The following is a 23,371-nucleotide window of genomic DNA, read 5'->3' as shown; positions in this document are numbered from 1 at the left end:
TTTCTTCTTGGTAATTTTTCATTTCCATTTTTACTGTGACAGATGTCTCATATTTTTATTTTGAAAAATTAGATTGTTCTGCGGCTTTATAATAAATATTTTTGAACAATATTTTTATAAAAAAAGAATATAAGTATAAAATGTTAATTTTTAATGCGAAATATTTATCTAGATAAGTGTTTGCTACTCATAATTTATTTACATTAAAGTTTGGTGATTAAAATAGATAATCTTTGTGTTTAATTAAATATTATTTAGTCTAAGGAACAAATCAAAAAACTAAAAGGTAATAATAGGCTTATTGCTGGCATTATGCTTGCCATCTATTTATTAGAATGGTGAATGCATAAGTGTATTTATTGTCAGGGAGATAAGGATATAGCTAATTATGGAGAATAAGCGAACACTGCGAAATATTATATTCAGCGGGATATGGATAATTTGGACTCTTGCCTTAATTGCTTTTTGGCGTTATCAAATGGCAGGCGAATTTTTGATTATTCTAATCCTAATTTTTAGCATTATTATTTATTATATGACGTTGAGGTTAAAAAAAACCGCTATGTTTAGTCGTAAAACTGAAACACCAAAAGCAGCAGAGCCTGTTGCACCAGTAATAACAGAAGAGAAAAAACCGATGCCAGAGCAGAAATTATACACGATTATTGCAAAAGGAACGGTATTCCAAGGCGATATTAATGTTGAAGGCGATATCCAAATTTGGGGTAAAGTAGCTGGTAATATTAATGTCAAAGATGGCGTTATTCGTGTTATGCATGCGGGACAAGTTGAAGGCGAATTAGCAGCACCAGATATTATTATTGACGGTTTTGTAAAAGGAATTTGTGCTGCTAATAACCTAGATATTTTAGAGCATGGTGAATTACGTGGTACGAGCCGTTGTGGCAGTATGTCTATTAAGCGTGGTGGTATTTTTACTGGGCAATCAGAGCAAGTTGAACATCAAGCAAAATCAGTTGCTCAACAACGCGTTGTTTCAATAAAAGAAAGCTCTAATGCAAATAAAGATAAAGTTGTTGCTCCAGTAGAAAACCAACTAAAAGAAAACAAAAAATAAAGTACCATTTTTCTTTTCATTGTTCGTTGCTTATCCTATTTTATCGCTATTATCTTAATTTTATATAAACAGAGAATAACGATGAATTTAGATACTCCCAGACTACACCTAAGAGAATGGCGTGAGAGTGATAAAGCGCCATTTTTTTCTGAAATCAACTCTTCACCTGAAGTGATGCGCTATTTTCCTTGCACTTTATCTCAATTAGAAAGTGATAATATGGTTGAGGTTATCCGTGAAAAATTTGTTCAACAAAATGGATGGGGAATGTGGGCAGTTGAATTAAAAGAGACTCAAGAATTTATTGGTTTTGTTGGATTAAATATTCCAGCAGCGCCTTTGCCATTTAATCCCTGCATAGAAATTGGTTGGCGGATTGCGAAAAAGTTTTGGCGAAAAGGTTATACTTATGAAGCGGCGTTAGCTGTATTTAAATTTGCTTTTGAGACTTTGGAGTTAGAGGAAGTTGTTGCTTTTACCGCGGTTTCAAACCTTCCATCTCAAGGTGTAATGCAAAAACTAGGTATGCATCAGTCTGATAATTTCTTTCATCCAGCATTAGATAAGACCCATCCTCTCGCTGAGCATGTTTTATACCGCTTGAAGAAATCCGATTTTACTTTTCAGTCGAACGAATAGTGCGTTTTTTTTCAGGAAGTGGAGGAACAGGTTTTTTATCGTCAATAAGATGGCGTATTGCTAAGATTGGATGATAAATTAACATTCGTGGACCAGCCCAACGCATGATTTGTTTCATTGTTTCTCGTTTTGCTGGTTGGTAACAATGGATAGGGCATTGTTTACAAGCGGGTTTGTCTTCACCATAACGACATTTATCTAATCGGTTATAGGAATAATTGATTAATTTTTGATAATAATCTGAGTCAGCTTCAGGATGTGAATGAGCATAAAGGTGAACCATTTTTTGAATGGTTTTTTTTTCACGATTTATTCTTTTTCCTGACATACTTTTCTCTCTTAGTTGTATGTTGCATTTGTTATGCATCTTATCATTAAGCCGATAGAGACGCTAAAATATTATTTAATGCGTAATAATAAAAAATTTACTAAAAAGGCTTTTCTTTTTTCTTAGAATATAATACTGTATTTATATACAGTCTATTTGCCTTTAAATGGTGAAACCAATGCGTGTGGAAATTTTATTTAATAAACAATCTAAGATAACCGACTCATTATTTCCGCTCTTAGAACACGAACTGAGAAAAAAGATCATTCCAGAATATCCAGATATGCAGTTTCGTATTGCCTTTAGCAGCATGAATTCGATTCAAGTTACAGGCATAAAAGATGAAACGAAGCATGAACACATAATGGAACTTATTCAAAGCGTTTGGGAAGATGATGGCTGGTTGCAAACAGACGATGAATAAAATGTAGTAAATAAAGTAATTACGATTGTCAGAACGAATTGGCTTTTTATTTGTTTATATAAAAAGCCAATGATATAGAAAAGGAAATCACTGGCAATCGAGCTTTAAAACTGTATATCTATCAATGATGACAAATCTTATTTTCACTCGTTGTAAATCCACCTTCTGCTGGAATAAATTTACCTTTCCTTTCTAAGAAATCAACTAATTCAGTCGCTGTCATATTTTCAGCTGAACAAGTATGAAAACGTGAGTCATTGCCGAATTGTTTATGGATAGCATCAATTAGCGATGTTTTAGTAAATGCAGTCTCTGAAGAAAGGATCATTTGCAAAACTTCATGACCATGTATTGATGACATATTGAGCCCCTAAAAAATAAAAGATACATTAATTATGCATCTTTATGGGGTAGTATCTTTGTTTTTAATCATAAAAAGCGATGACAGATTATCATCGCTTAAAAAGAGCCTTATTTTTCACATCGTTGAAGTATTTTTTGCATTTCATCTTTAAGATGAAGCTTTTCTTTTTTTAGTTTGGCAACTTCATCGTTATAGCCAGCTCCGTTAGGACCTTCTAATTTAGCAATTTCTTGATCGAGTCGATGATGTTTATCGTAGAGAGCTTCAAAGCGGGGATCACTATTTCTTAATTGAGAAACAAGGGCTTGTTGATCTGAGAACATATAACCTCCTATGAAAAGAAATTGGGTCTCTATTTCAGTATAATCATAGATAGCTTATCTGCACGGTGATGTATCACAAATTTACATTTCATGAAAAAACGTGATTTTTCTTTTTAAAACATTCAGAATTATCCACTCATAGTACTATTTACTAAGATGTTAGCATTCAAGCACTAAAAATATTAGTATTCAGATAATGAGCAATAAAAACATCTGACTAATTTTGTTAACGGCGAAGTGTTCGCTGTAAAAATGGAGAGAGTGATGAACAAAGTAATATTATCTTTAGTAGCCGCAATGTCTTTATCTGCGTGTGCACAAGCTACTGACAGTTTAGATAAAGTTGCACCTTATCCTAAGGCTCAAGAAAATCAAGTTCGTCATGTTATCGAATTAGAGAAAAAAGATAATGAAAGCAATTACCAAGTTGAATTAATTATTGGTAAAGAACTTAAAGTAGATTGCAACCATCAGTGGTTTGGTGCGGATTTAGATGAAAAGAATTTAGAAGGTTGGGGTTATAGCTATTATGTTGTTGGCGATTTAAATGGCCCAATGTCAACAATGATGGGATGTGCTGACAATACGAAAAAAGATGCCTTTGTACAGGCAAATATGGGATCAGATGCCTTTATCCGCTATAACAGCAAATTACCTATCGTTGTTTATGCACCAAAAGATGTTGATGTGAAATATCGCATTTGGTCAGCGGCTGAGACTACTCAAGATTCAGTTAAAAAATAACAGTCAATCTGATTTAAAATAGACCATCATTTGCTAAAAAGCCCTTTGTTGTTGAGACAAAGGGCTTTATTGTTATTTAAGCTAAATATTAACGTATAACTAAAACTGACATTTTGGCATGGCGTACAATTGATGATGCTGTTGAGCCTAATAAATAAGAGGAAACATTAGGTCTATGTGACGCAATCGCAATTAAATCAGCATCAATATGGCGGGCATATTCTAAAATTTCATCTTTTGCGTTACCAACACCAACATTACATATAATTTGCTCATCAGGAATTTTTGCATCTTTAATCATTTCTTGTAGTGCAACAAAAGCAAGACGAGTACGTTCTGACGAGTCTTTGAATTTTTCAGGAATAGCAGCAAACTCGATACCAAAGAAAAGTTCAGCATTAGGAATAACGGTGAGGAAGTGGATCTCAGGTTTACCCACCTTTGCTATTTGTTCAATGTGAGCGATTAGTTCCTGAGAAAGTTCATCTTCTAAAATATCAATGGGAACTAGGATTTTCTTATACATTACAAACCTCACTTAGCGTTAGTTTAAAATATTTACCATTATCGCCTAATAGTAAAAAATAGCTGTGATCTGTGTTTTAAATAAGAGTGAGAATGATTATTTACTACTTTACATTATTAAGCATTAAAAATTAAAAACAGTCTGAAATAATATTAACAATATAATGAAAATAAGTTATATACCTTAACTCGTTGACAGGGAAGCAATTAATAATGTCATGTTAAAAATAAATTTCTCTTTTTCTCATTAAAAATAGAAAATGCATAAAAGAATGATTATCAATTATATTATTATTCTGTATCTATAAGATTTTATTGATAAAAATAAGAGACAGAAAGATTTAAATATGGCATATTAATAGACAATGACATCTCAATATGATGTCTGGACAGCAATCTTAGTCCCTAAACTGGATTGTTATTCAGAGTCGTCCTTTATCCTCACCAATGAGTTATGGAACCTGAAATAACCTATGGAACTCTATTTATTTATGGCAATAGAGTAGGCTATTTAAAACCAAATAAGATTATTATTATGACACATAATCACATTGATGATATTGAGTTGGATCGGGCTGATAATAAGCAGTCTGAAAAATTTAAGGCAGCTAAGAAAAGCACGTTAGTGAGTGTTTTTGTCAATATCATTTTATCCATTTGGCAAATTACAGTGGGCTTTTTTTCACACTCTCAAGGTTTAATTGCCGATGGCATTCACTCACTCTCTGATCTTATTGCTGACTTTGTTGTTTTAATTGCCAATAAAGGTAGTCAGAAACAACCTGATGCTGATCATCCTTATGGGCATTTTCGTTATGAAAATGCGGCATCACTTATTCTTGGGACGATTTTATTAATTGTTGGTTTAGGAATGGTGTTTTCTGCCATTCATAAAATTTTAGATCCCTCTACTATTCCTGAAGTTCATAGTGTTGCTTTATATGTGGCTTTACTTGCATTAGCTGCTAAAGAAGGATTATTTCGCTATATGCTTGCTGTTGCAAAAAAAGTGGACTCAAATATGTTAGTCGCAAATGCTTGGCATGCGCGTTCTGATGCAGCTTCTTCATTAGTTGTTGCGATTGGTATTATCGGAAGTTTGGCTGGATTTAAATTTTTTGACCCATTAGCAGCATTAATTGTCGGACTATTTGTCGGTCGTATGGGATGGCGTTTTACTTATCAAGCTCTACAGGATTTAATGGACAGAGGGGCTGATAAAGAGACGCTGGAAGAGATTAAACAGATGCTGGTTTCAACTCCAGGCGTGCAAGGCGTTCATGATTTAAAGACGCGTCGTTCAGGTGATTATTTACTCGTAGATGTACATCTTGAAATTAAAGGTGATCTCACCGTTAATGAAAGTCACGAGATTGTTGTTAATGCACGTAATAAGGTTTTGCAAAATAAACAGATCTTGAGTGTGATGGCTCACGTTGATCCTGCTTAAACTGATTTGCACATCTAATAAAAAAGGTAATGATAGATTTTCATTACCTTTTTTGTATCTAAAAAAACGCTATTTACTATTTTAGAAATTGACGCAGTTTTCTTTTATGTGATCACTTAGCGCCGCAATCAGATTATCTACTGCACATTCAGCCATCGCATAGCGAGTCTCTTTTGTTGCAGAGCCTATATGTGGAACAGCAACGACATTCTTCATCGTTAATAAAGGTGAAGATGAAGATAGAGGTTCTTTTTCAAAAACATCAAGTCCAGCACCTGCGATCTCTTTTTGTTCTAATGCATGGATTAGTGCCAATTCGTCCACCACAGCTCCGCGCCCTGCATTAATTAAATAAGCGTCAGGTTTCATCATCGAAAATTGTTTCTGTCCCATTAAATGATGCGTTTCTGGTGTTAATGGTAACGTGATACAGACGAAATCTGATTGCTGTAATAAGGTCTCTAAAGTGCAATGCTTTGCAGTAAATTTATCATTTACTTCTGTATATTCTGTACGTGAGTGATAAAGAATATTCATATTAAAACCAAAGTGTGCGCGCTGTGCTAAAGCTTTGCCTATTCTCCCCATTCCAATAATACCCATGGTTTTATGATGAACGTCAGTGCCATACCAATCAGGTGTGATACCTTTGATCCATAAGCCTTGTTTAATATTATCAGCAAGTTCAGGAATACGTCTTGCTACGGCAAGTACTAATCCCATCATGGTATCTGCGACGGTGTCTGTTAATACGGTTGGAGTATGCATTAGTTTAATATTACGTTTAGTGAGTGCATTAACGTCAACATTGTCATAGCCAACAGAAACCGTTGAAACGGCTTTTAAATGAGGTGCTTGATTAATAAAATTTTCATCGATGTTGCCACCAGCACCTAAGAGTCCTGACGCATTTGCCAATGTGGAACGAAAATCATTAGAGTCTAAAGAGAGCGTTTTAAATTGTTTGATATCAGCAAAATCAGCTAGTTTTTTGTACAGTTTTTCAGGAAGATCTTGATATAGCACGACAATCGGTTTCATTATATTTTCCTTATATACTCGTCATACTTCAAACTACAGCGTTGTTGACTGGGTTCACTCGCATTAGTCACATACTTCAATACTCGTCATACACTGCGTTCATTCGCACTAGTCACATACTAATGTATGCTCCTAGCAACTCATTTACTTGTCGCCTAGCTGTGCCTTGAATTATTTAGAGTATATATTCAACGTGTTTATTAATGGTGATTATTGTATGTAGTCGTTGACTCGTTTTTCCCCGAATTATTTAGAGGGGAGTGTTCTTACTCCGCTTAAACATATTAGCGAGGAAGTTAATAAGGTATGATAAAACCCATTGAATGTCAGTTTTATCATATAATTAGCGCATTAAATGAGATGTAATCGTTTACTTTTAATGTGTATTATTTTTAGTGTTAAGGCGAGATATAGTGTTACTTATTCTATTGGATTACTGTAATACAATTTTAAATTAGGATGTTGTATAAAAATTTAAAGCGCACCAAAAGAGTGTAAACGTTTACACTAAATGTCGGTTTGATCACGAAATGATTTTGTTGATCTTGCTAAACTCTGTGTCAGTGAACAGAAACCGTCTTGCGCTTTTCCTTTGAATCAAAAGAGGTGAATGTGGAAATATTAGTGACAGGTGGTATGGGATATATCGGTAGTCATACTTGCGTACAAATGATTGAAGCAGGCATGACACCGATTATTTACGATAATCTTAGCAATGCGAATGAAGAAGTACTTAATCGTGTTGAAGCCCTAACAGGTAAACGCCCTCTGTTTTATAACGGTGATATTCGTGATGAGCAGCTATTAGCATCAATTTTTGCTAAGCATTCTATTCAGTCTGTTATTCATTTCGCGGGATTAAAAGCGGTTGGTGAATCCGTCCAGAAGCCAATTGAATATTATGACAACAATGTTAATGGCACATTGGTGCTCGTACGTTGTATGCGTGATGCGGGCGTAAAAAGCATTATTTTTAGCTCATCTGCAACTGTTTATGGTGATCCGCAAGCGGTTCCTATCACTGAAGATTCGCCAGTAGGGGGTACGACTAACCCTTATGGTACCAGTAAATATATGGTTGAGCGCATTTTATCTGACTTATTTATTGCTGATGAAAGTTGGTCTATTAGTTTGTTGCGTTATTTTAACCCAGTAGGGGCGCATCCATCAGGTACGATGGGGGAAGATCCTAAAGGTATTCCAAATAACTTAACCCCTTATATTGCTCAAGTGGCAATTGGTCGTCGTGAACAAGTGGCTGTTTTTGGCGATGATTACCCAACAAAAGACGGTACCGGTGTTCGTGATTATATCCATGTTATGGATCTGGCAGATGGTCATATCGCAGCATTAAATGTATTAGGTAAAAAAGCGGGCTTACATATTTATAATTTGGGAACAGGTAACGGTACTAGCGTGATTGAAATGATTGAAGCATTTCGTAAAGCTAGCGGTAAACCTATTCCTTATCAATTACAAGCTCGTCGTCCTGGTGATATTGCAGAATGTTGGTCAAGCCCTGCAAAAGCAGAGAAAGATTTACACTGGAAAGCCATTCGTTCAATTGATGATATGGCTGCGGATGCTTGGCGTTGGCAGTTACAAAACCCAAATGGTTATCTGAAATAAGACGTAAAGTATTCAGATAATCTTGAATAAATAAGAGAGAAGGCTATGTCGAAACTGATTTTTGATCCTGTTGAACATCCTCATCGTCGTTATAATCCGTTAACTGGCCAGTGGATTTTAGTTTCACCACATAGAGCGAAACGACCTTGGAATGGCAAAGATGAAAAGCCTCAGATTGCGACACTTCCCTCTTATGATCCTCACTGTTATTTGTGTCCAAATAACACCCGTGTCTCTGGCGATAAAAATCCAGATTACACAGGAACGTATGTCTTTAATAATGACCATTCTGCGTTGTTGCAAGACGAATATCATATTGAGCCTTCATCAAATCCTTTATTTCAAACTCAAGCAGTAAGAGGAATTAGTCGAGTTGTCTGTTTCTCACCTGATCATGGAAAAACTATTCCTGAATTATCCGTCAGTAGCTTACGTAAAATCGTTGATACTTGGGATAATCAAATAGAAGAACTCAACAAAGAATATCTTTGGGTTCAAGTATTTGAGAATAAAGGCGAAACGATGGGATGTTCTCAACCTCATCCTCATGGGCAAATTTGGGCGAGTGATTTTTTACCTAATGAATTAGCGCGAAAAGATGCACAATTAAAAGCTTATTTTGAAAAATACGGGCGAAATCTATTAATCGATTATGTCGATGCTGAATGTAAAGATGCAAGTCGTACCGTAGTTGAAACTGAGCATTGGCTGGCGGTAGTACCTTATTGGGCTTCTTGGCCTTATGAAACGATGTTATTACCTAAAGCGCATATTCGAAGAATGAGTGAATTAAATAGTGCTCAGCGAGATGATCTTGCTATTGCAATGAAAAAATTAACAAGTCGTTATGATAATTTATTCCACTGTTCTTTCCCTTATTCAATGGGATGGCATTTTGCGCCTTCTTTTAAAGATGATAGAAATATCGATCATTGGCAATTACATGCGCTTTATTATCCGCCATTATTACGTTCAGCCACGGTGCGTAAATTTATGGTGGGATATGAAATGCTGGCAGAATCGCAAAGAGATCTAACGCCAGAACAAGCCGCGAATAATTTACGTCAAGTAAGTGACATTCATTATAAAAAGCAACGTTAATGACCATGCAATATAGCAAGGTATTTTAATTAATCTGCTTTTTGCGCACGAAATAAATTAAATCAAGCATCTTATTATTTACATAATGATGTGGTGGGTTTTTTATACCCCTCATCCTTCAAGTTGCAGAGGTGTTGGCTACGCTCAGCTACCCGAATCACATACATGAGTATGCTCATCGGGATATCTTTGCTTGCCGCCTATCTGCAACTCAAATGATTTTGAGTATATTACTTAATTTTAAGCTAAGGATTTATTATGCAGGCACTTATTAATAATGTGACTCGTTCATTTTCATCTATTTTTGGTTACGCACCTACACATTTTATTCAAGCGCCTGGTAGGGTAAATCTTATTGGCGAACACACTGATTATAATGATGGGTTTGTTTTACCTTGTGCAATTAACTATCAAATGGTCGTTGCCGCAGCAAAACGAGAAGATAATATTATTCGTGTCATTGCTGTTGATTACCAAAATGAAGTTGATGAATTTAGCCTCGATAATACCATTGAGTTTTTACCTAATAAAATGTGGGCTAACTACGTTCGAGGTGTTATTCATTTTCTACAACAAGATAACTATTCTTTTCATGGTATGGATATTGCGATATCCGGAAATGTCCCTCAAGGCGCAGGGTTAAGTTCTTCTGCTGCGTTAGAAGTCGCCATTGGTCAAACGCTTAAAACACTTTATCAATTACCTATTAGCCAAAAAGAGATTGCATTAAATGGCCAAAAAGCAGAAAACCAATTTGTGGGTTGTAACTGCGGCATTATGGATCAGCTTATTTCGGCTTGTGGTGAAGAGAATCATGCACTATTAATTGATTGTCGTTCATTAGAAACGTCGGCAGTGACAATGCCCGAAAATATGGTTGTGATGATTATCAATACTAATAAAAAGCGTGGGTTAGTTGATAGTGAGTACAATACTCGTCGCCAACAGTGTGAAGAAGCTGCTCAGATTTTAAATGTAACTGCATTAAGAGATGCCACATTAGAGGATCTACTTGCTAAAAAAGCATTAATGAGCGACGTGGTTTATCGTCGGGCTCGCCATGTTATTACTGAAAATAGCCGTACATTAGAAGCGGCTGACGCCTTGCGTGAAGGTAATTTAACAACATTAAGTCAACTGATGATGCAATCACATCACTCAATGCGTGATGATTTTGAAATTACAGTCAAGGAGGTTGATTCATTGGTTGAAATTGTGAAATCGGTGATTGGTGATCGTGGTGGTGTAAGAATGACTGGTGGTGGATTTGGCGGTTGTGTCGTAGCATTAGTGACACCAGATTTAGTTGATAAAGTCATTGACTCTGTTAAGGCGCAATACGAAGCTAAAACGGGATTAAAAGAAACTATCTATGTCTGCTCTGCAAGCCAAGGAGCGGGCTATTCGGAGACAAAATAATGGCGACTAATGAGCTTCGTTTTCTTGAACCTGAACAAATGACAGCACAACCCGCATCAGATGGAAAACCTGCGCAAATAGTAGTGCTTAAAAATCGTTTTGGTATGTCTATCTCTTTAATGGATATTGGTGCGACTTGGTTAACCTGTATTGTACCAGTTAATGGATATCGTCGAGATGTGTTATTAGGCTCGGCGGATATGAATGCCCATAAACAACAAACCGCGTATTTAGGTGCAACGGTTGGGCGTTTTGCTAATCGCATTGCAGGGGCAAAATTTGTATTAGAGGGGCAAGAATATAAAATTAGTGCGAATGAAGGTAAAAATACCTTACATGGTGGTAAGCAAAACTTTAGCCATCTTCGCTGGGGGATCACCGCGCAATCTTCTCAATCCGTCACTTTTTCACTAATTTCAAATGATGGTGACCAAGGTTTTCCTGGTACTGTAAAAGTAAGCGTGACCTATACACTGACAGATAATAATGAAGTGTGTATTGATTATCGGGCGATGAGTGATAAAACGACACCATTAAGTTTAACTAATCATGCTTATTTCAATCTTGCGGGTGAACATACTGCGCGCACTGCACTTGAGCATGATTTAAAAATTTGTGCGACTCATTATTTAAAAAATGGTAAAGGCAATATTCCTACAGGGGAGTTTGCAAGCGTAATAGGGACAGGGTTTGATTTTCGTAAATTAAAGCGTGTAGGTCTTGATTTTATGGCAGATGAGTGCCAAAAAGCCGCAAATGGTTACGATCATGCGTTTATTTTAGATAAGAAAGCGATTGATGATAAAACTCCTATTGCGACGGTGATTGCTCCTGAAGGCGAACTTAAAATGGATGTTTTTACAACCATGCCTTCTGTACAGTTCTATACAGGTAACTTTCTGGTAGGAACAAGAGGAAAGAGTCGTCATTACGGCAATTACTCAGGGTTGGCATTAGAAACACAATATTTCCCAGATGGCCCTAATCATCCAGAATGGCATGAAAACCAAGGTATTTTACCTGCAAATACCGCGTGGAATAGCCAAACAATCTATAAGTTTTACTCGTAACAACAAAAGGAAAGTGTAAACGCTTTCCTTTTTACTATTTATTTGATCTTTTTACTTTTTAAATTTTCCTTCTTCGCTGATAATCAAGCCACTTAAATTCTATTACTCTCTTTTTTCTTTGTTTGTAGATTAACGGTTCGTTATTTCTTAACCATGAATAAAGGTGATCCATAAGGGGTGGATATGGCGACTATCAAAGATGTAGCGAAAGAAGCGGGGGTTTCTGTCGCGACTGTATCTAGAGTCATTAATAACTCGCCGAAAGCAAGTCAGACATCTATTGAAACCGTTAATGCTGCGATGCAAAAGCTAGGCTATCGACCTAATGCAGCAGCAAGGGCTTTGGTTAGCCAAAGTACGCAAACTTTGGGTGTTTTAGTGCATGACGTTTCGGATCCCTTTTTTGGTACACTCGTTAAAGCGGTTGATAACGTTGCAAGACAATCAGGGAAACACATCTTGGTCTGTAATGGTTATCATGATGCTCAAGATGAGCGACAATCTATCGAGTTATTGATTAATAGTCGCTGTGATGGTCTGGTGATCCATTCAAAAGCACTCTCTGATGAAGAGTTGCTGGCTTATGCTCAAGAAGTTAAAAGCATGGTATTGATTAACCGTTTTATTCCTGAAATTGCCGAACGTTGTGTCGCTTTAGATAATTATAAAGGGGCATGGATGGCAACAGAGCATCTTATTCGTCAAGGTCATACTAAAATCGCATATATTTCATCTACTCATCATATTGAAGATACAACTCAGCGTCTTGCTGGTTATAAAGCTGCTTTAGAAGCTAATAATATCTCATTGCCAGAAAGCTATATTGAGTATGGTGAGCCTGAAGGTGAAGGCGGTGAAAAAGCAATGATGCATCTGCTAACGAAATCTATCGATTTTACAGCCGTAGTGACTTACAACGATTTTATGGCCGCTGGGGCTTTATCTGTTCTTGATGAAAATGAAATCCCTGTGCCTGAAAAAATCTCAGTTATTGGCTTTGATGACGTATTAATTGCACGCTATATTCACCCTCGTTTAACCACGGTGCGTTATCCCGTACAAATGATGGCAGAACAAGCCGCAACACTCGCTATCAGGCTTTCTAAAGGTGAAGTGCTTGAACAAAAACAACGTATTTTTTCGCCAACATTAGTTCAACGTAATTCCGTTTTTAATCTTAGTCACCTCTCTTAATTACCTAATTTTCTTTTTAATTTAATCGATCCTCTTAATGGTTTTTACATTAAGAGGCCATACTTAATTAATTTGTGTAATCGTTATCATTTGTAGGGCTTTTTTCAACGATTATTTTAATATCTGAAATTTATAAAATAAAACTATCATCGTATTTTAAGCTTAAATTTTGCTTTACTCGTCATGCTAATTGTTTGTTTTCCTGTTTTATGATCCATTTACGTAACATAAGCGATAAATTTGTGAACAGAGTAACGGAAAAAGATTGTGAAAACGTTTACATTAAAATCCTATTCTCTCTATGGGTCTGAAAGGAAAATATTATGCATACAGAAGGTGTTGGGTTAAGCACAATAGACTATGCAATTTTTGCCCTCTATGTCGTCATCATTATTAGTCTAGGATTATGGGTTTCTCGTTCAAAGGATGGTGAGAAAAAAGGAACAAAGGACTATTTCTTAGCAGGTAAAACCCTTCCTTGGTGGGCAATTGGTTCTTCGCTTATTGCTGCTAATATTTCAGCAGAACAATTCATTGGTATGTCTGGTTCTGGTTTTTCCATTGGTCTTGCTATCGCTTCTTATGAATGGATGGCTGCACTGACATTAATTATTGTTGCTAAATACTTTTTACCTGTTTTTATCGAAAAAGGTATTTATACCATTCCAGAATTTGTCGAGAATCGTTTTAAAAGCCGTAACTTAAAAACCATTCTTGCCGTATTCTGGCTGGCATTATTTATCTTTGTTAACTTAACATCGGTACTATATTTAGGTTCATTGGCATTAGAAACCATCCTTGGTGTACCAATGATGTATGCCATTATTGGTTTAGCATTATTTGCTGTTGTCTATTCACTCTATGGCGGACTCTCTGCTGTTGCGTGGACAGACGTGGTACAAGTATTTTTCCTTATCCTTGGTGGCTTATTTACCACTGTATTAGCAGTCAGCTATATCGGTGGAGATGGCGGGATTATGGAAGGTTTGAGCAAAATGACACAAGCCGCACCTGATCACTTTAAAATGATCTTAGAAAAAGATAATCCGCAGTTTATGAACTTGCCGGGTATCGCGGTGCTGATTGGTGGGTTGTGGGTGGCTAACCTTTATTATTGGGGCTTTAACCAATACATTATTCAGCGTGCTTTAGCAGCTAAATCCATCAATGAAGCACAAAAAGGGTTAGTGTTTGCTGCATTCTTAAAACTGATAGTGCCTGTTCTTGTGGTTGTGCCGGGTATTGCTGCATTTGTTATTACGACTAACCCTGAATTAATGGCAGGTTTAGGTACAATGGCACAACAGCATATTCCAACTTTATCACAAGCAGATAAAGCTTATCCTTGGTTAACTCAGTTCTTACCAGTAGGTGCAAAAGGTGTTGTTTTTGCTGCACTTGCCGCTGCAATAGTTTCATCTTTGGCATCTATGCTTAACTCTATCGCGACTATTTTCACGATGGATATCTATAAAGAATATATTGGGCCAAAAGCTTCTGAAACCCGTTTAGTGAACGTGGGTCGTATTAGTGCAGTTGTTGCTTTAATTATTGCTTGCTTTATTGCACCATTATTAGGTGGTATCGATCAGGCATTCCAATATATTCAAGAATATACAGGCTTAGTCAGCCCAGGAATTTTAGCGGTATTCCTGTTAGGTTTATTCTGGAAAAAAACGAATGCAAAAGGCGCAATCATTGGTGTGGTTTTATCTATACCGTTTGCATTATTTCTAAAATTAATGCCATTAGGTATGCCATTCCTTGATCAAATGATGTACACCTTTATTTTTACTACTGTTGTGATTGCTTTAGTGAGTTTAACCTCGACTAAAACTGATGACAGTGTAGGAGCGATTGCATTAACAGATAAAACCTTTAAAACACAAAGCGGATTCAATATTGCTTCTTATGCCATTATGGTCATCTTGTGTGTGCTTTATGCCGTATTCTGGTAATAGCAAGATTGTAATTTGTTAATTTTCTAAATCTAAAAATACTCTACAAAACGATAAAAAGCAGATGGTTATGCCATCTGCTTTTTTTGTGCTCAAGATCCGCTATTTCTGTACTTAATCGGAATAGCACTAATTTGCTTTGATGCAGATTAAAAAAAAACACTAAATATGAAAAGAAAATCATTCTCATGAATATTTGATTAAGATAATATTAATCATTCTCATTACTATAACCGTTATTAATTCAGGGAACTGCTATGAACTTTAAAATGGGTGTTTTAACAGCCTGTATTTTATCTGCCTCTTATCCGCTGTATGCACAAGAAAACAAAGAAGAAAAACTTGTAGTATCAGCATCAGGGTTTGCTCAACAAATTACAGATGCACCAGCAAGTATTACCGTGATCAGCAAAGAACAACTCGCTAAAAAGCCCGTTCATGATTTAGCCGACGCCGTAAAAGGTGTTGAAGGTGTTAGCATTAATGGTAATGCTAATAAACAAGAAATCACCATGCGTGGTTTACCGGGTGACTACACCCTTATTCTTGTTGATGGTCGTCGCCAAAATAGCCGTGAGTCACGTCCTAATGGGAGTGGTGGCTATGAAGGTGGTTTTATTCCACCAGCAGAGGCGATTGAACGCATAGAAGTTATTCGTGGACCAATGTCATCTCTGTATGGTTCAGATGCAATGGGTGGTGTTATCAATATCATCACGAAACCAGTAACAAAAGAGTGGCATGGCTCTGTTGCACTTGGCGGTACATTGCAACATAACCGTGATGCAGGCGATTCCATTAATGGTGATTTTTATCTTTCAGGACCTTTAATTGAAGATAAATTAGGCTTACAGCTTTATGGCAGTAGCTATTTACGTGCTGAAGATAAAATCACTTATGGCCAAGGTCGTAATGACAATAAAAATATTACGGCAAAATTGGCATTCACACCGACTGATAATCAAACCATTTTATTAGAAGCGGGTCGCAATACGTTACAACGTACAACGACACCGGGTAAATCCATGAGCGAATTTACTATCCGTGGTGGAAAAGCGGATGAAAATAAAATGCTGGAAACCAATAATGACCGTAATCACTGGGCATTAACCTATAAAAATCAGTTTGATATTCTGCATTCAGAATTAAGTGTTTATCAAGAACAGACTAAACGCATCACCAAAACAGAAATGATTGATAAGGTGACAAAAGAGCGCGAGAAGTATTATGAAGATCGCCGCCCTGAAATTACCAATACTGTTTTTGATGCGAAATTTACTGCATTCTTGCCTGATAACGTGATGACTTTTGGCGGCCAATATCAATATTCACGTTTAAAAGATGAATCATCCACTGGCTCTGGTGTTAAACAATCCACCATTACCGCTGATCAAAAAGCGTTATTCCTTGAAGATGAATATAGCGTAACAGACAACCTCGCGTTAACTGGCGGTGTGCGTCTTGATGATCACGAATATTACGGTAATCACTGGAGCCCAAGAGCGTATGCCGTTTATCATTTAACGGATGAATTCACTTTAAAAGGTGGTGTGGCTAAAGCCTTTAAAGCACCAAGCTTACGTGAAATTAGCCCAGAATATGGCACTTCAACAGAGAAAGGTCGCGCGATTATGTACGGTAATCGTGATTTAAAACCTGAAACATCAGTTAGCCAAGAAATTGGTATTGGCTATGATAATGGAGATGGTGTTACTGCAAGTGTGACGTTCTTTAATACTGATTTTAAAGATAAGCTAACTAACTACGACACAGGTGAAATAGACCCAATTACAGGTTTAAAACTGTATCAATACGATAATGTCGGTAAAGCGAATATTAAAGGGATTGAAACCGCGGTTGGTTTCCCAATTACGGAAAGTTGGCATGTCAATGCAAACTACACCTATATCGATTCAGAACGTAAAAGTGATGATGAAAAATTAGCATCAGGTGAATCCTTAAAAGGCTATCCATTAGATTTAACACCAAAACATAGCGCCAATGCACGAGTTGATTGGCAGTTTGACGAAGCAACCAGTTTTTATGCCAATACCGCTTATACCGGTAAGCAAGTTTGGGCGGCACAACGTAATGGTTACACTGGGGCACGTTATCGTAGTGGGTACACAACCTTTGATTTAGGAATGACCTACAACTTTAATAAAAACACGATGTTTAATTTTGCAGTATTAAATATTACAGATGAAACAGGTCCTGCTGTAAATGATAAAGGCGGTAACTGGGTTGTCGATGAAGGTCGTCGTTATTGGGCGAATATTAAATATAGCTTCTAATCGAGCCTAAATTTAAATAAACCCCGTATAAGTATGGGGTTTATTTTTTTATGCCTCTCTATTATTTTCATCTTAATGGCTCACTTTTTAAATTACCGACAGAGTATCTGATTTATGCGAATACTAATGTTATGTGGAATGATTATGTTATCTGCGGTGGCTCAAGCTAGACCTAACCAAGAAGTTCCTGAAGTTGAGTCTCAGGTTCACTTTTATTATCAAATTACAAATAAAGAAGTGGCATATGAAGGAAAACAATATCGCCTCTTTCTTGCTATTCCTAAAAACACCACTAAGACAACGCTAATTTATAGCGTTGATGGAAATGCCCAGTTTCCGTTGATGATAAACGAAGCCATAAAGCAGAAAGACAAGCCGTTGCCTGCGATTATCAGTGTGGGATATGTGGGTGATAAAGCTTATTATATTACAGAGAGAACGCATGACTACACGCCGAGTGTAAAAGGAGATGCATTTAGCCGAGGTGGAAATGCAGAAAATTTTTATCAATTTTTCTTAACGCAAGTAAGGCCTTATGCGTTAGAGCAACTCGCTAAAGAACACGTTTCGATCACTCAGCAATCTCTGTTTGGTCACTCCTTTGGTGGCGTGTTTACCCTCTATGTTTTATTCAATCATCCAGAAACATTTCAACGTTATATCGCAGCAAGCCCATCATTATGGTGGGGAAAAGGCGAATGGGTGAAACAAGAGCAATGGCAAGCTATTCCTAATGATATTTCTATTGCAATAACCTTGGGTGAAAAAGAAGAAAACCCAGATTTAAGCCAATTAAGTGAAGAACAACAGAAAAATTATCAAGAGCGTAGTAGCTGGTTAACGCAACGTCAGTTATGTCAATATTTATCGGAAGCGGGAAAACAGTGTGAGTTTTATCTGTTTGAGGGCAAAGGTCACGGTGGTTCAATTCCTGATGCCATTAAAATTGCTTTAGAGAAAAGTGTGGAATAAACAAAAGTATCTCTTCATTTTTAGCTATCCTATCGAGTAACGATAGGATAGTAATGAATGTTTATTATTTTTATTTTATTTAGCACGTATTTACTCATAGTTTTCTTAATAAAAAATACTTATCATTTAATAAAAATAAATATTAGATTAGCGCTATTTCTTTTTGGTGGAAAAAGACGATAATCATGATTGATATAAATAAAATTGTTTTCTGACATTAGATTTTATAATTTTATTTATCATCATTTAAACGCTATATTCGCGTCTCCTGAATTTAGGGACGCCATCCACTGTTTTCACCTTTGTTTCTTTTATCTTTCCTAGATAAAAGAAACGCCTCTATCAGGCATCGAGAAAACAGCGCATCATCAACCGTTTTGACTGTGGAGACGAGGGTAGTGAAACAGAACACTACTTTGGTACGCAAAGGCGACAGTACATTAGTACCTGTGGCTGGGTTAACGGTATTTGCTATCGCGTCAGGCTATTTAATGAGTTTAATTCCACTCTCTATGAGCAGTTTTGGAATGGATACGCTCTATGCCAGTTGGTTAGCAAGTATTTATTTTATTGGATTATTAATAGGTTCAGTCATGATAGAACCTATTATTGCAAGAATAGGGCACAGTCTTTCTTTCGTTGTATTTTTATTATTGTTGGCAGTGACTGTCGGTGTGTTGCCTTTAATGCCTTATTTATCAGCATGGATGGTTTTCCGTTTTATTGGTGGTATGGCGGTTGCTGGTATATTTGTTGTTGTCGAGTCATGGCTATTAATTGGCGATAATCCTAAAGAGCGAGCTAAACGCTTAGGCTTTTATATGACCTCGCTTTATGGCGGCACAACATTAGGGCAATTGGCGATTGGTGCAATTGGTACGCAAGGCGCTATCCCGTTTATGGCGATATTAGTTTTATTACTCATTGCCGTATTACCGCCTCTGCTTTTTAAACAAGGGCAACCACAAGGGCACTCTCATAAAAGTTTATCACTCAAACAGATGAGCCGATTAAATAAAGCCGCTTTAGTGGGCTGTATGGTGTCTGGCGTTGTGATGGGTAGTATTTATGGCATGATGCCATTGGCTTTAAATCAAGGGCAATTTACAACAGACCAAATAGGTGTGTTGATGGCAGCAATTATTTTAGGCGGAATGGTGATCCAGCCTATTATTAGCAAATTGTCTGTGATGATCAGCAAGACACTGTTATTAGCGATGATGTGTTTAGTGGGCGTTTTTGCCATGGGACTGACTTATCTTTCTAGCGATTATATGGTGCTTATTATTGCACTAGCGTTATTGGGAATGTCTTCTTTTGCACTTTATCCTATCGCTATTACATTGGCATGCGATCATGTGAATGCGAGTTACATTGTCGCTATTACACAAGTGATGCTATTAAGTTATAGCATTGGCTCTGCTATTGGGCCTTTAGGGGTGGGAATGTTTATGGCGCAAGCCAATAACGGCATTATGAATTTCTTCTTTGTGGTGTTATTAGTGACGGCAGTTTACATGCTGTTTGCAAGTTTACGCCGTAAAAGTCATATTGTGTTGAACTAAACTGTATTCTCTTACTTTTTCTCTTTCTTATTTTTTCCCTTATTTATCAGCCGAGCTTACCCTAAAGGTGGCTCGGTTTTTTTATCTCTACTCTAAAAGCGAATCTAAAAACGAATTAAGACTTCCCTGATATTTTTATGCTGTGCTTTATCAGTATAAACAGATAACGTTATTTCTTTCTTAAATAATGGATTTAACTTTTTCATGGAGAACATACAGTGAAAATAATGGGAATTACTGTTTTACTCTTACTCATTACTCCCTTTTCAAGTGCACAAGCGCTAACTTCAGAACAAAATAAAAAGCTGGTGGAGTATGCGGCTGACTTACCAAGAGCCGTATTTTACGACTCTGATTATCGTAAAATAGACTACCCAATGGGGGACGTGCCTGCTTATAAAGGAGTCTGTAGTGATGTGATTATTCGTAGTTATCGTGGGATTGATATCGATTTACAAAAATTATTACATGAAGATATTAAAGCAAATTTTTCCGCTTACCCAAGTAAACGAATGTGGGGATTGAATAAACCCGATACGAATATTGATCACCGTAGAGTTCCCAATTTAGAGGTCTTTTTCACACGAAAAGGAAAAGTAAAACCAATTACAAAAAATGCCGAAGATTATGTGCCAGGCGATATTGTTAGCTGGCGTTTAGATAATGGGCGCCCTCATATTGGCATTGTAGTAAATAAGAAAAGCGGGGATAACCAACGTTATCTAGTTATGCATAATATTGGGTTTGGACAAGTCGCTGAGGATGTCTTATTTTCATGGAAAATAACGGGGCATTTCACTTACTAAATAGATAAACAAGGAAAATTTGGGTATCTGATTTTTTATAAAAAATAGAATAAAAATAATAACAGGAAAAATAAATCTAGAATTTAAACGACAAGTAAAATAATGCCCATACTGATTTTATATAAAGTATGGGCATTATTTCTGGGGAAGAATATTTTCATCAGAAATATTCATAATCATTCCTCTAAGCCACCGAGTAACATACTAACAACAGCAGTAGAACAGATAAAAGAAAGGAAAAGGATAAAAAAAGAGCTACTGATCATAATACCCTCCAAATATATCGCTATTTTTAAATAAAAAACCTCACTAAACACACGTTATTAATTCATTACCTTATATACTAGGTTATTTAAAAATAAAGTCAAACTAACGTATTATTTAATAATGATTTTTTGCGCTGTTATTTTATTTTTTATAAAAAGCGTGTTGGGTATTACTCAATGATCAGGAGGGGCTTAACCCCTCTGATGTCTTACGCGCTGTGCGGTAAGGTGATATGAGTTAATGGAGGTAAACCATAAGCCGCTCTCGCACGATCACAAGCTTCATTAGGAATGCCATTTACCCAAGATTGTTGAAACTCACGACAAGGAGAAGGACGTTGTTCGTAGATAGAACAGCTTACACACTCTCCAACTTCACCAATCAGTTTGTCACAGCGTGGTTTTTTAGAATTTGTTCCTTTCATGCAAGAGAGAAAAGGCGTTAATGGTTCTGTTAATTCATCTGGAACCACACCTCCACCACTTACCATTTCAGCCCAATAGAACGAAACTCTAAAATAGGCGCAACAAGCACCACAATGCATACAGGGATTATCCTGCATATAAATAAAATCGTTAGAATGTTTGCTCATACCAGATACCATTTTATCTGACGTTAAAGTGACAAAACGCACGTTTTAAGGGTGCGGTAGTTTAAGAGAGGCAAAAAAAAGACAGAGAAACGATGCTTCTCTTAGAGCAATCATTATGCGCCGAATGAAAAATATTTTTCAAGAGAAATGTTTCTATATATAGAATATTTTTATTACAAAACAGACTATTATTTTGGAAAAAAATTCTGAGTAGACTATATAACTTAATGGTAAGTGATGATGTTATTTAATCCTCCGTAAAAACCACACTATAAAGAGTATTAAAAGTAATCAGAAAATGAGATTTCGAATAAAAAAAGCCTTATCAGTTTTGATAAGGCGATAACAAAATAAGCGTAGATAACATGCTGTAAAAATGAGCTAATGATATCTACTAATCGATTTTTCTAAAAAGGGCCTTTAAAAATAAATAAAGCACCTGCACCAATTAAAAGAAAACCAATAAAATGATTTAATGTAAAATTTTCTCCCAAGTAAGTGACAGAAAAAATAGCGAAAATAGTTAATGTGATCACTTCTTGTATGGTTTTTAATTCTGCTGCACTGTAATAATTATGACCAATGCGATTTGCGGGTACAGCAAAGCAGTATTCAACAAATGCAATCAACCAGCTTAAAATAATGACAACAATAAGGGGTTTATTGCCATATTTTAGATGTCCATACCAAGCAAATGTCATAAAAACGTTGGAAATTATAAGAAGAATAATAGGGGTAAATTTGTAGAACATATTAGTGATACCACGGGTCGTTTTTAGGCAAAAATTGCCAATAAGAATAGTATGAGATTACTGCAAAAAAAGAGGGTTTTCTATTGCTATGCTAAGAAAAAAAATAGTGAAAACTAAAATGGCAGACTTTTTTCGGTATAAGAAAGTTTGTTATTTTATCAATTAAATGCAAAGTTAAAGTAGTAAATGGCTATTTTTAAAATTATTGGTTGAATTTCAATCTATTGATATTGTGTTAAATAATATTTTCTTATTATTAATCGATTGAAATTTAAATTTATCAAGTAAGATGCGATATGTCCTAAAATGAAGCTATTCGCACTAATAGATATGATATTAGTTATTTTATACATTATGTTAAACATAAATTTTATTATAAATATCTATAAGGAATTCGCGTGAAGATAAGTTTATTTCTGATCTCTTGTAGTTTACTTACAGTGAGCTTTTTTTCTTCAGCACAAGGTAAATACGATCCTTTAGCGAAATGTTATGAAGTGACCGCAAACGAGCCAAGAACCGCTGTGCAAGCTTGTTTATTGGATGAGTTAAAACTGACAGAACAGCAAATGAATGTCATTTATGATAAAAGTAAGAGTGATCTTGAAGATATTGATTCTGTTGCAGCGAAAAGTGCCATTGATGCATTAGCCAGTTCTCAGCAGCATTTTATTCAATTTAGAAGCGCTGAATGTCAACGACAATCAGCATTATTAATGGGCGGTTCTGGGGCAGGGGATGTTTTACTCGCATGTGAAATAAAATTAAATCAATGGAGAGCAAAAGTTTTATTAAATAATTAATTGGTAAATAATAGAGAAAAACCCAAAAGCCAT

Annotated in this window: 23 protein-coding genes; 16 read left to right on the top strand and 7 right to left on the bottom strand. The window is 36.1% G+C overall.

The window, feature by feature from the left end; translation table 11 throughout:
- Nucleotides 1-562: 562 nt before the first annotated feature.
- Nucleotides 563-1,078 carry a bactofilin family protein gene (locus F1325_RS13370; protein WP_244184991.1) on the top strand — a complete coding sequence of 172 codons (516 nt, stop codon included), beginning with the start codon at nucleotides 563-565 and terminating at the stop codon, nucleotides 1,076-1,078.
- Nucleotides 1,079-1,159: 81 nt separating this feature from the next.
- Nucleotides 1,160-1,717, top strand: coding sequence for a GNAT family N-acetyltransferase (locus F1325_RS13365; RefSeq protein WP_109371044.1), 558 nt, complete (start codon nucleotides 1,160-1,162; stop codon nucleotides 1,715-1,717).
- On the opposite strand, the gene F1325_RS13360 is transcribed toward F1325_RS13365, so the two are convergent.
- Nucleotides 1,695-2,045, bottom strand: a complete 351-nt coding sequence (locus tag F1325_RS13360) for a nitrous oxide-stimulated promoter family protein (protein ID WP_109371042.1) — start codon at nucleotides 2,043-2,045, stop codon at nucleotides 1,695-1,697. The genes F1325_RS13365 and F1325_RS13360 overlap by 23 nt on opposite strands.
- A gap of 178 nt (nucleotides 2,046-2,223) precedes the next feature.
- Between F1325_RS13360 and F1325_RS13355 the strand changes: the two genes are divergently transcribed.
- Nucleotides 2,224-2,469 (top strand): DinI-like family protein, encoded by a 246-nt coding sequence (locus tag F1325_RS13355; RefSeq protein ID WP_036934877.1) that lies wholly within the window; start codon nucleotides 2,224-2,226, stop codon nucleotides 2,467-2,469.
- Nucleotides 2,470-2,590: 121 nt separating this feature from the next.
- On the opposite strand, the gene F1325_RS13350 is transcribed toward F1325_RS13355, so the two are convergent.
- Together F1325_RS13350 and F1325_RS13345 are read right to left on the bottom strand one after the other, a co-directional pair.
- Nucleotides 2,591-2,830 (bottom strand): YecH family metal-binding protein, encoded by a 240-nt coding sequence (locus F1325_RS13350; RefSeq protein ID WP_023581559.1) that lies wholly within the window; start codon nucleotides 2,828-2,830, stop codon nucleotides 2,591-2,593.
- A 110-nt stretch (nucleotides 2,831-2,940) separates the two neighbouring features.
- The gene (locus F1325_RS13345; RefSeq protein ID WP_109371040.1) at nucleotides 2,941-3,156 is read right to left on the bottom strand and encodes a DUF465 domain-containing protein; all 216 of its coding nucleotides are present in this window, start codon (nucleotides 3,154-3,156) and stop codon (nucleotides 2,941-2,943) included.
- A 264-nt stretch (nucleotides 3,157-3,420) separates the two neighbouring features.
- Here F1325_RS13345 and eco point away from each other — a divergent pair, with 264 nt between their 5' ends.
- Entirely contained in the window at nucleotides 3,421-3,900 is a 480-nt protein-coding gene (gene eco, locus F1325_RS13340) for a serine protease inhibitor ecotin (RefSeq protein WP_036912483.1), read from the top strand.
- 88 nt (nucleotides 3,901-3,988) lie between these two features.
- Here the strand turns inward: eco and F1325_RS13335 are convergent, their stop codons facing one another.
- Nucleotides 3,989-4,426, bottom strand: a complete 438-nt coding sequence (locus tag F1325_RS13335; RefSeq protein ID WP_023581562.1) for a universal stress protein — start codon at nucleotides 4,424-4,426, stop codon at nucleotides 3,989-3,991.
- 534 nt (nucleotides 4,427-4,960) lie between these two features.
- Here F1325_RS13335 and F1325_RS13330 point away from each other — a divergent pair.
- On the top strand, nucleotides 4,961-5,875 hold the full coding sequence (locus tag F1325_RS13330) for a cation diffusion facilitator family transporter (protein WP_109371479.1): 915 nt from the start codon (nucleotides 4,961-4,963) through the stop codon (nucleotides 5,873-5,875).
- Nucleotides 5,876-5,956: 81 nt separating this feature from the next.
- Here the strand turns inward: F1325_RS13330 and ghrB are convergent, their stop codons facing one another.
- A complete protein-coding gene (gene ghrB / locus F1325_RS13325) occupies nucleotides 5,957-6,916 on the bottom strand; it encodes a glyoxylate/hydroxypyruvate reductase GhrB (protein ID WP_109371038.1) in 960 nt (319 codons plus the stop codon).
- A gap of 612 nt (nucleotides 6,917-7,528) precedes the next feature.
- On the opposite strand from ghrB, the gene galE reads away from it, so the two are divergent.
- The 10 genes from galE (at nucleotide 7,529) to F1325_RS13275 (ending at nucleotide 20,924) form a co-directional block, all read left to right on the top strand.
- Nucleotides 7,529-8,545, top strand: a complete 1,017-nt coding sequence (gene galE, locus F1325_RS13320) for a UDP-glucose 4-epimerase GalE (protein ID WP_109371036.1) — start codon at nucleotides 7,529-7,531, stop codon at nucleotides 8,543-8,545.
- Between the two features lie 45 nt (nucleotides 8,546-8,590).
- Complete coding sequence (locus F1325_RS13315) at nucleotides 8,591-9,646, top strand: UDP-glucose--hexose-1-phosphate uridylyltransferase (protein WP_109371034.1); 1,056 nt, start codon at nucleotides 8,591-8,593, stop codon at nucleotides 9,644-9,646.
- Between the two features lie 258 nt (nucleotides 9,647-9,904).
- Nucleotides 9,905-11,065, top strand: a complete 1,161-nt coding sequence (gene galK / locus F1325_RS13310; RefSeq protein WP_160230568.1) for a galactokinase — start codon at nucleotides 9,905-9,907, stop codon at nucleotides 11,063-11,065.
- Nucleotides 11,065-12,135 (top strand): galactose-1-epimerase, encoded by a 1,071-nt coding sequence (gene galM / locus F1325_RS13305; protein WP_160230567.1) that lies wholly within the window; start codon nucleotides 11,065-11,067, stop codon nucleotides 12,133-12,135. The genes galK and galM overlap by 1 nt, the downstream gene beginning before the upstream one ends.
- A gap of 183 nt (nucleotides 12,136-12,318) precedes the next feature.
- Entirely contained in the window at nucleotides 12,319-13,329 is a 1,011-nt protein-coding gene (locus tag F1325_RS13300; RefSeq protein WP_109371028.1) for a substrate-binding domain-containing protein, read from the top strand.
- Nucleotides 13,330-13,652: 323 nt separating this feature from the next.
- Nucleotides 13,653-15,287, top strand: coding sequence for a sodium/sugar symporter (locus F1325_RS13295; protein WP_109371026.1), 1,635 nt, complete (start codon nucleotides 13,653-13,655; stop codon nucleotides 15,285-15,287).
- 257 nt (nucleotides 15,288-15,544) lie between these two features.
- Complete coding sequence (locus F1325_RS13290; RefSeq protein ID WP_109371024.1) at nucleotides 15,545-17,581, top strand: IreA family TonB-dependent siderophore receptor; 2,037 nt, start codon at nucleotides 15,545-15,547, stop codon at nucleotides 17,579-17,581.
- A 114-nt stretch (nucleotides 17,582-17,695) separates the two neighbouring features.
- Nucleotides 17,696-18,553: an alpha/beta hydrolase gene (locus F1325_RS13285; protein ID WP_244184990.1), complete on the top strand. Its 858-nt coding sequence runs from the start codon at nucleotides 17,696-17,698 to the stop codon at nucleotides 18,551-18,553.
- Between the two features lie 398 nt (nucleotides 18,554-18,951).
- The gene (locus tag F1325_RS13280; protein ID WP_160230566.1) at nucleotides 18,952-20,118 is read left to right on the top strand and encodes an MFS transporter; all 1,167 of its coding nucleotides are present in this window, start codon (nucleotides 18,952-18,954) and stop codon (nucleotides 20,116-20,118) included.
- Nucleotides 20,119-20,342: 224 nt separating this feature from the next.
- Complete coding sequence (locus F1325_RS13275; protein WP_406588764.1) at nucleotides 20,343-20,924, top strand: DUF1287 domain-containing protein; 582 nt, start codon at nucleotides 20,343-20,345, stop codon at nucleotides 20,922-20,924.
- A gap of 475 nt (nucleotides 20,925-21,399) precedes the next feature.
- On the opposite strand, the gene F1325_RS13270 is transcribed toward F1325_RS13275, so the two are convergent.
- Entirely contained in the window at nucleotides 21,400-21,783 is a 384-nt protein-coding gene (locus F1325_RS13270) for a YkgJ family cysteine cluster protein (protein WP_109371014.1), read from the bottom strand.
- A gap of 407 nt (nucleotides 21,784-22,190) precedes the next feature.
- Entirely contained in the window at nucleotides 22,191-22,535 is a 345-nt protein-coding gene (locus F1325_RS13265) for a DMT family protein (RefSeq protein ID WP_075670926.1), read from the bottom strand.
- Nucleotides 22,536-22,933: 398 nt separating this feature from the next.
- On the opposite strand from F1325_RS13265, the gene umoC reads away from it, so the two are divergent.
- Nucleotides 22,934-23,338 (top strand): lysozyme inhibitor LprI family protein, encoded by a 405-nt coding sequence (umoC, locus tag F1325_RS13260; RefSeq protein ID WP_109371012.1) that lies wholly within the window; start codon nucleotides 22,934-22,936, stop codon nucleotides 23,336-23,338.
- Nucleotides 23,339-23,371 lie beyond the last annotated feature (33 nt).

This window comes from Proteus columbae, from assembly GCF_009914335.1.
Classification (GTDB): domain Bacteria; phylum Pseudomonadota; class Gammaproteobacteria; order Enterobacterales; family Enterobacteriaceae; genus Proteus.
The sequence above is the reverse complement of the archived record's forward strand: the minus strand, read 5'-3'. Positions and strand labels throughout refer to the sequence as shown.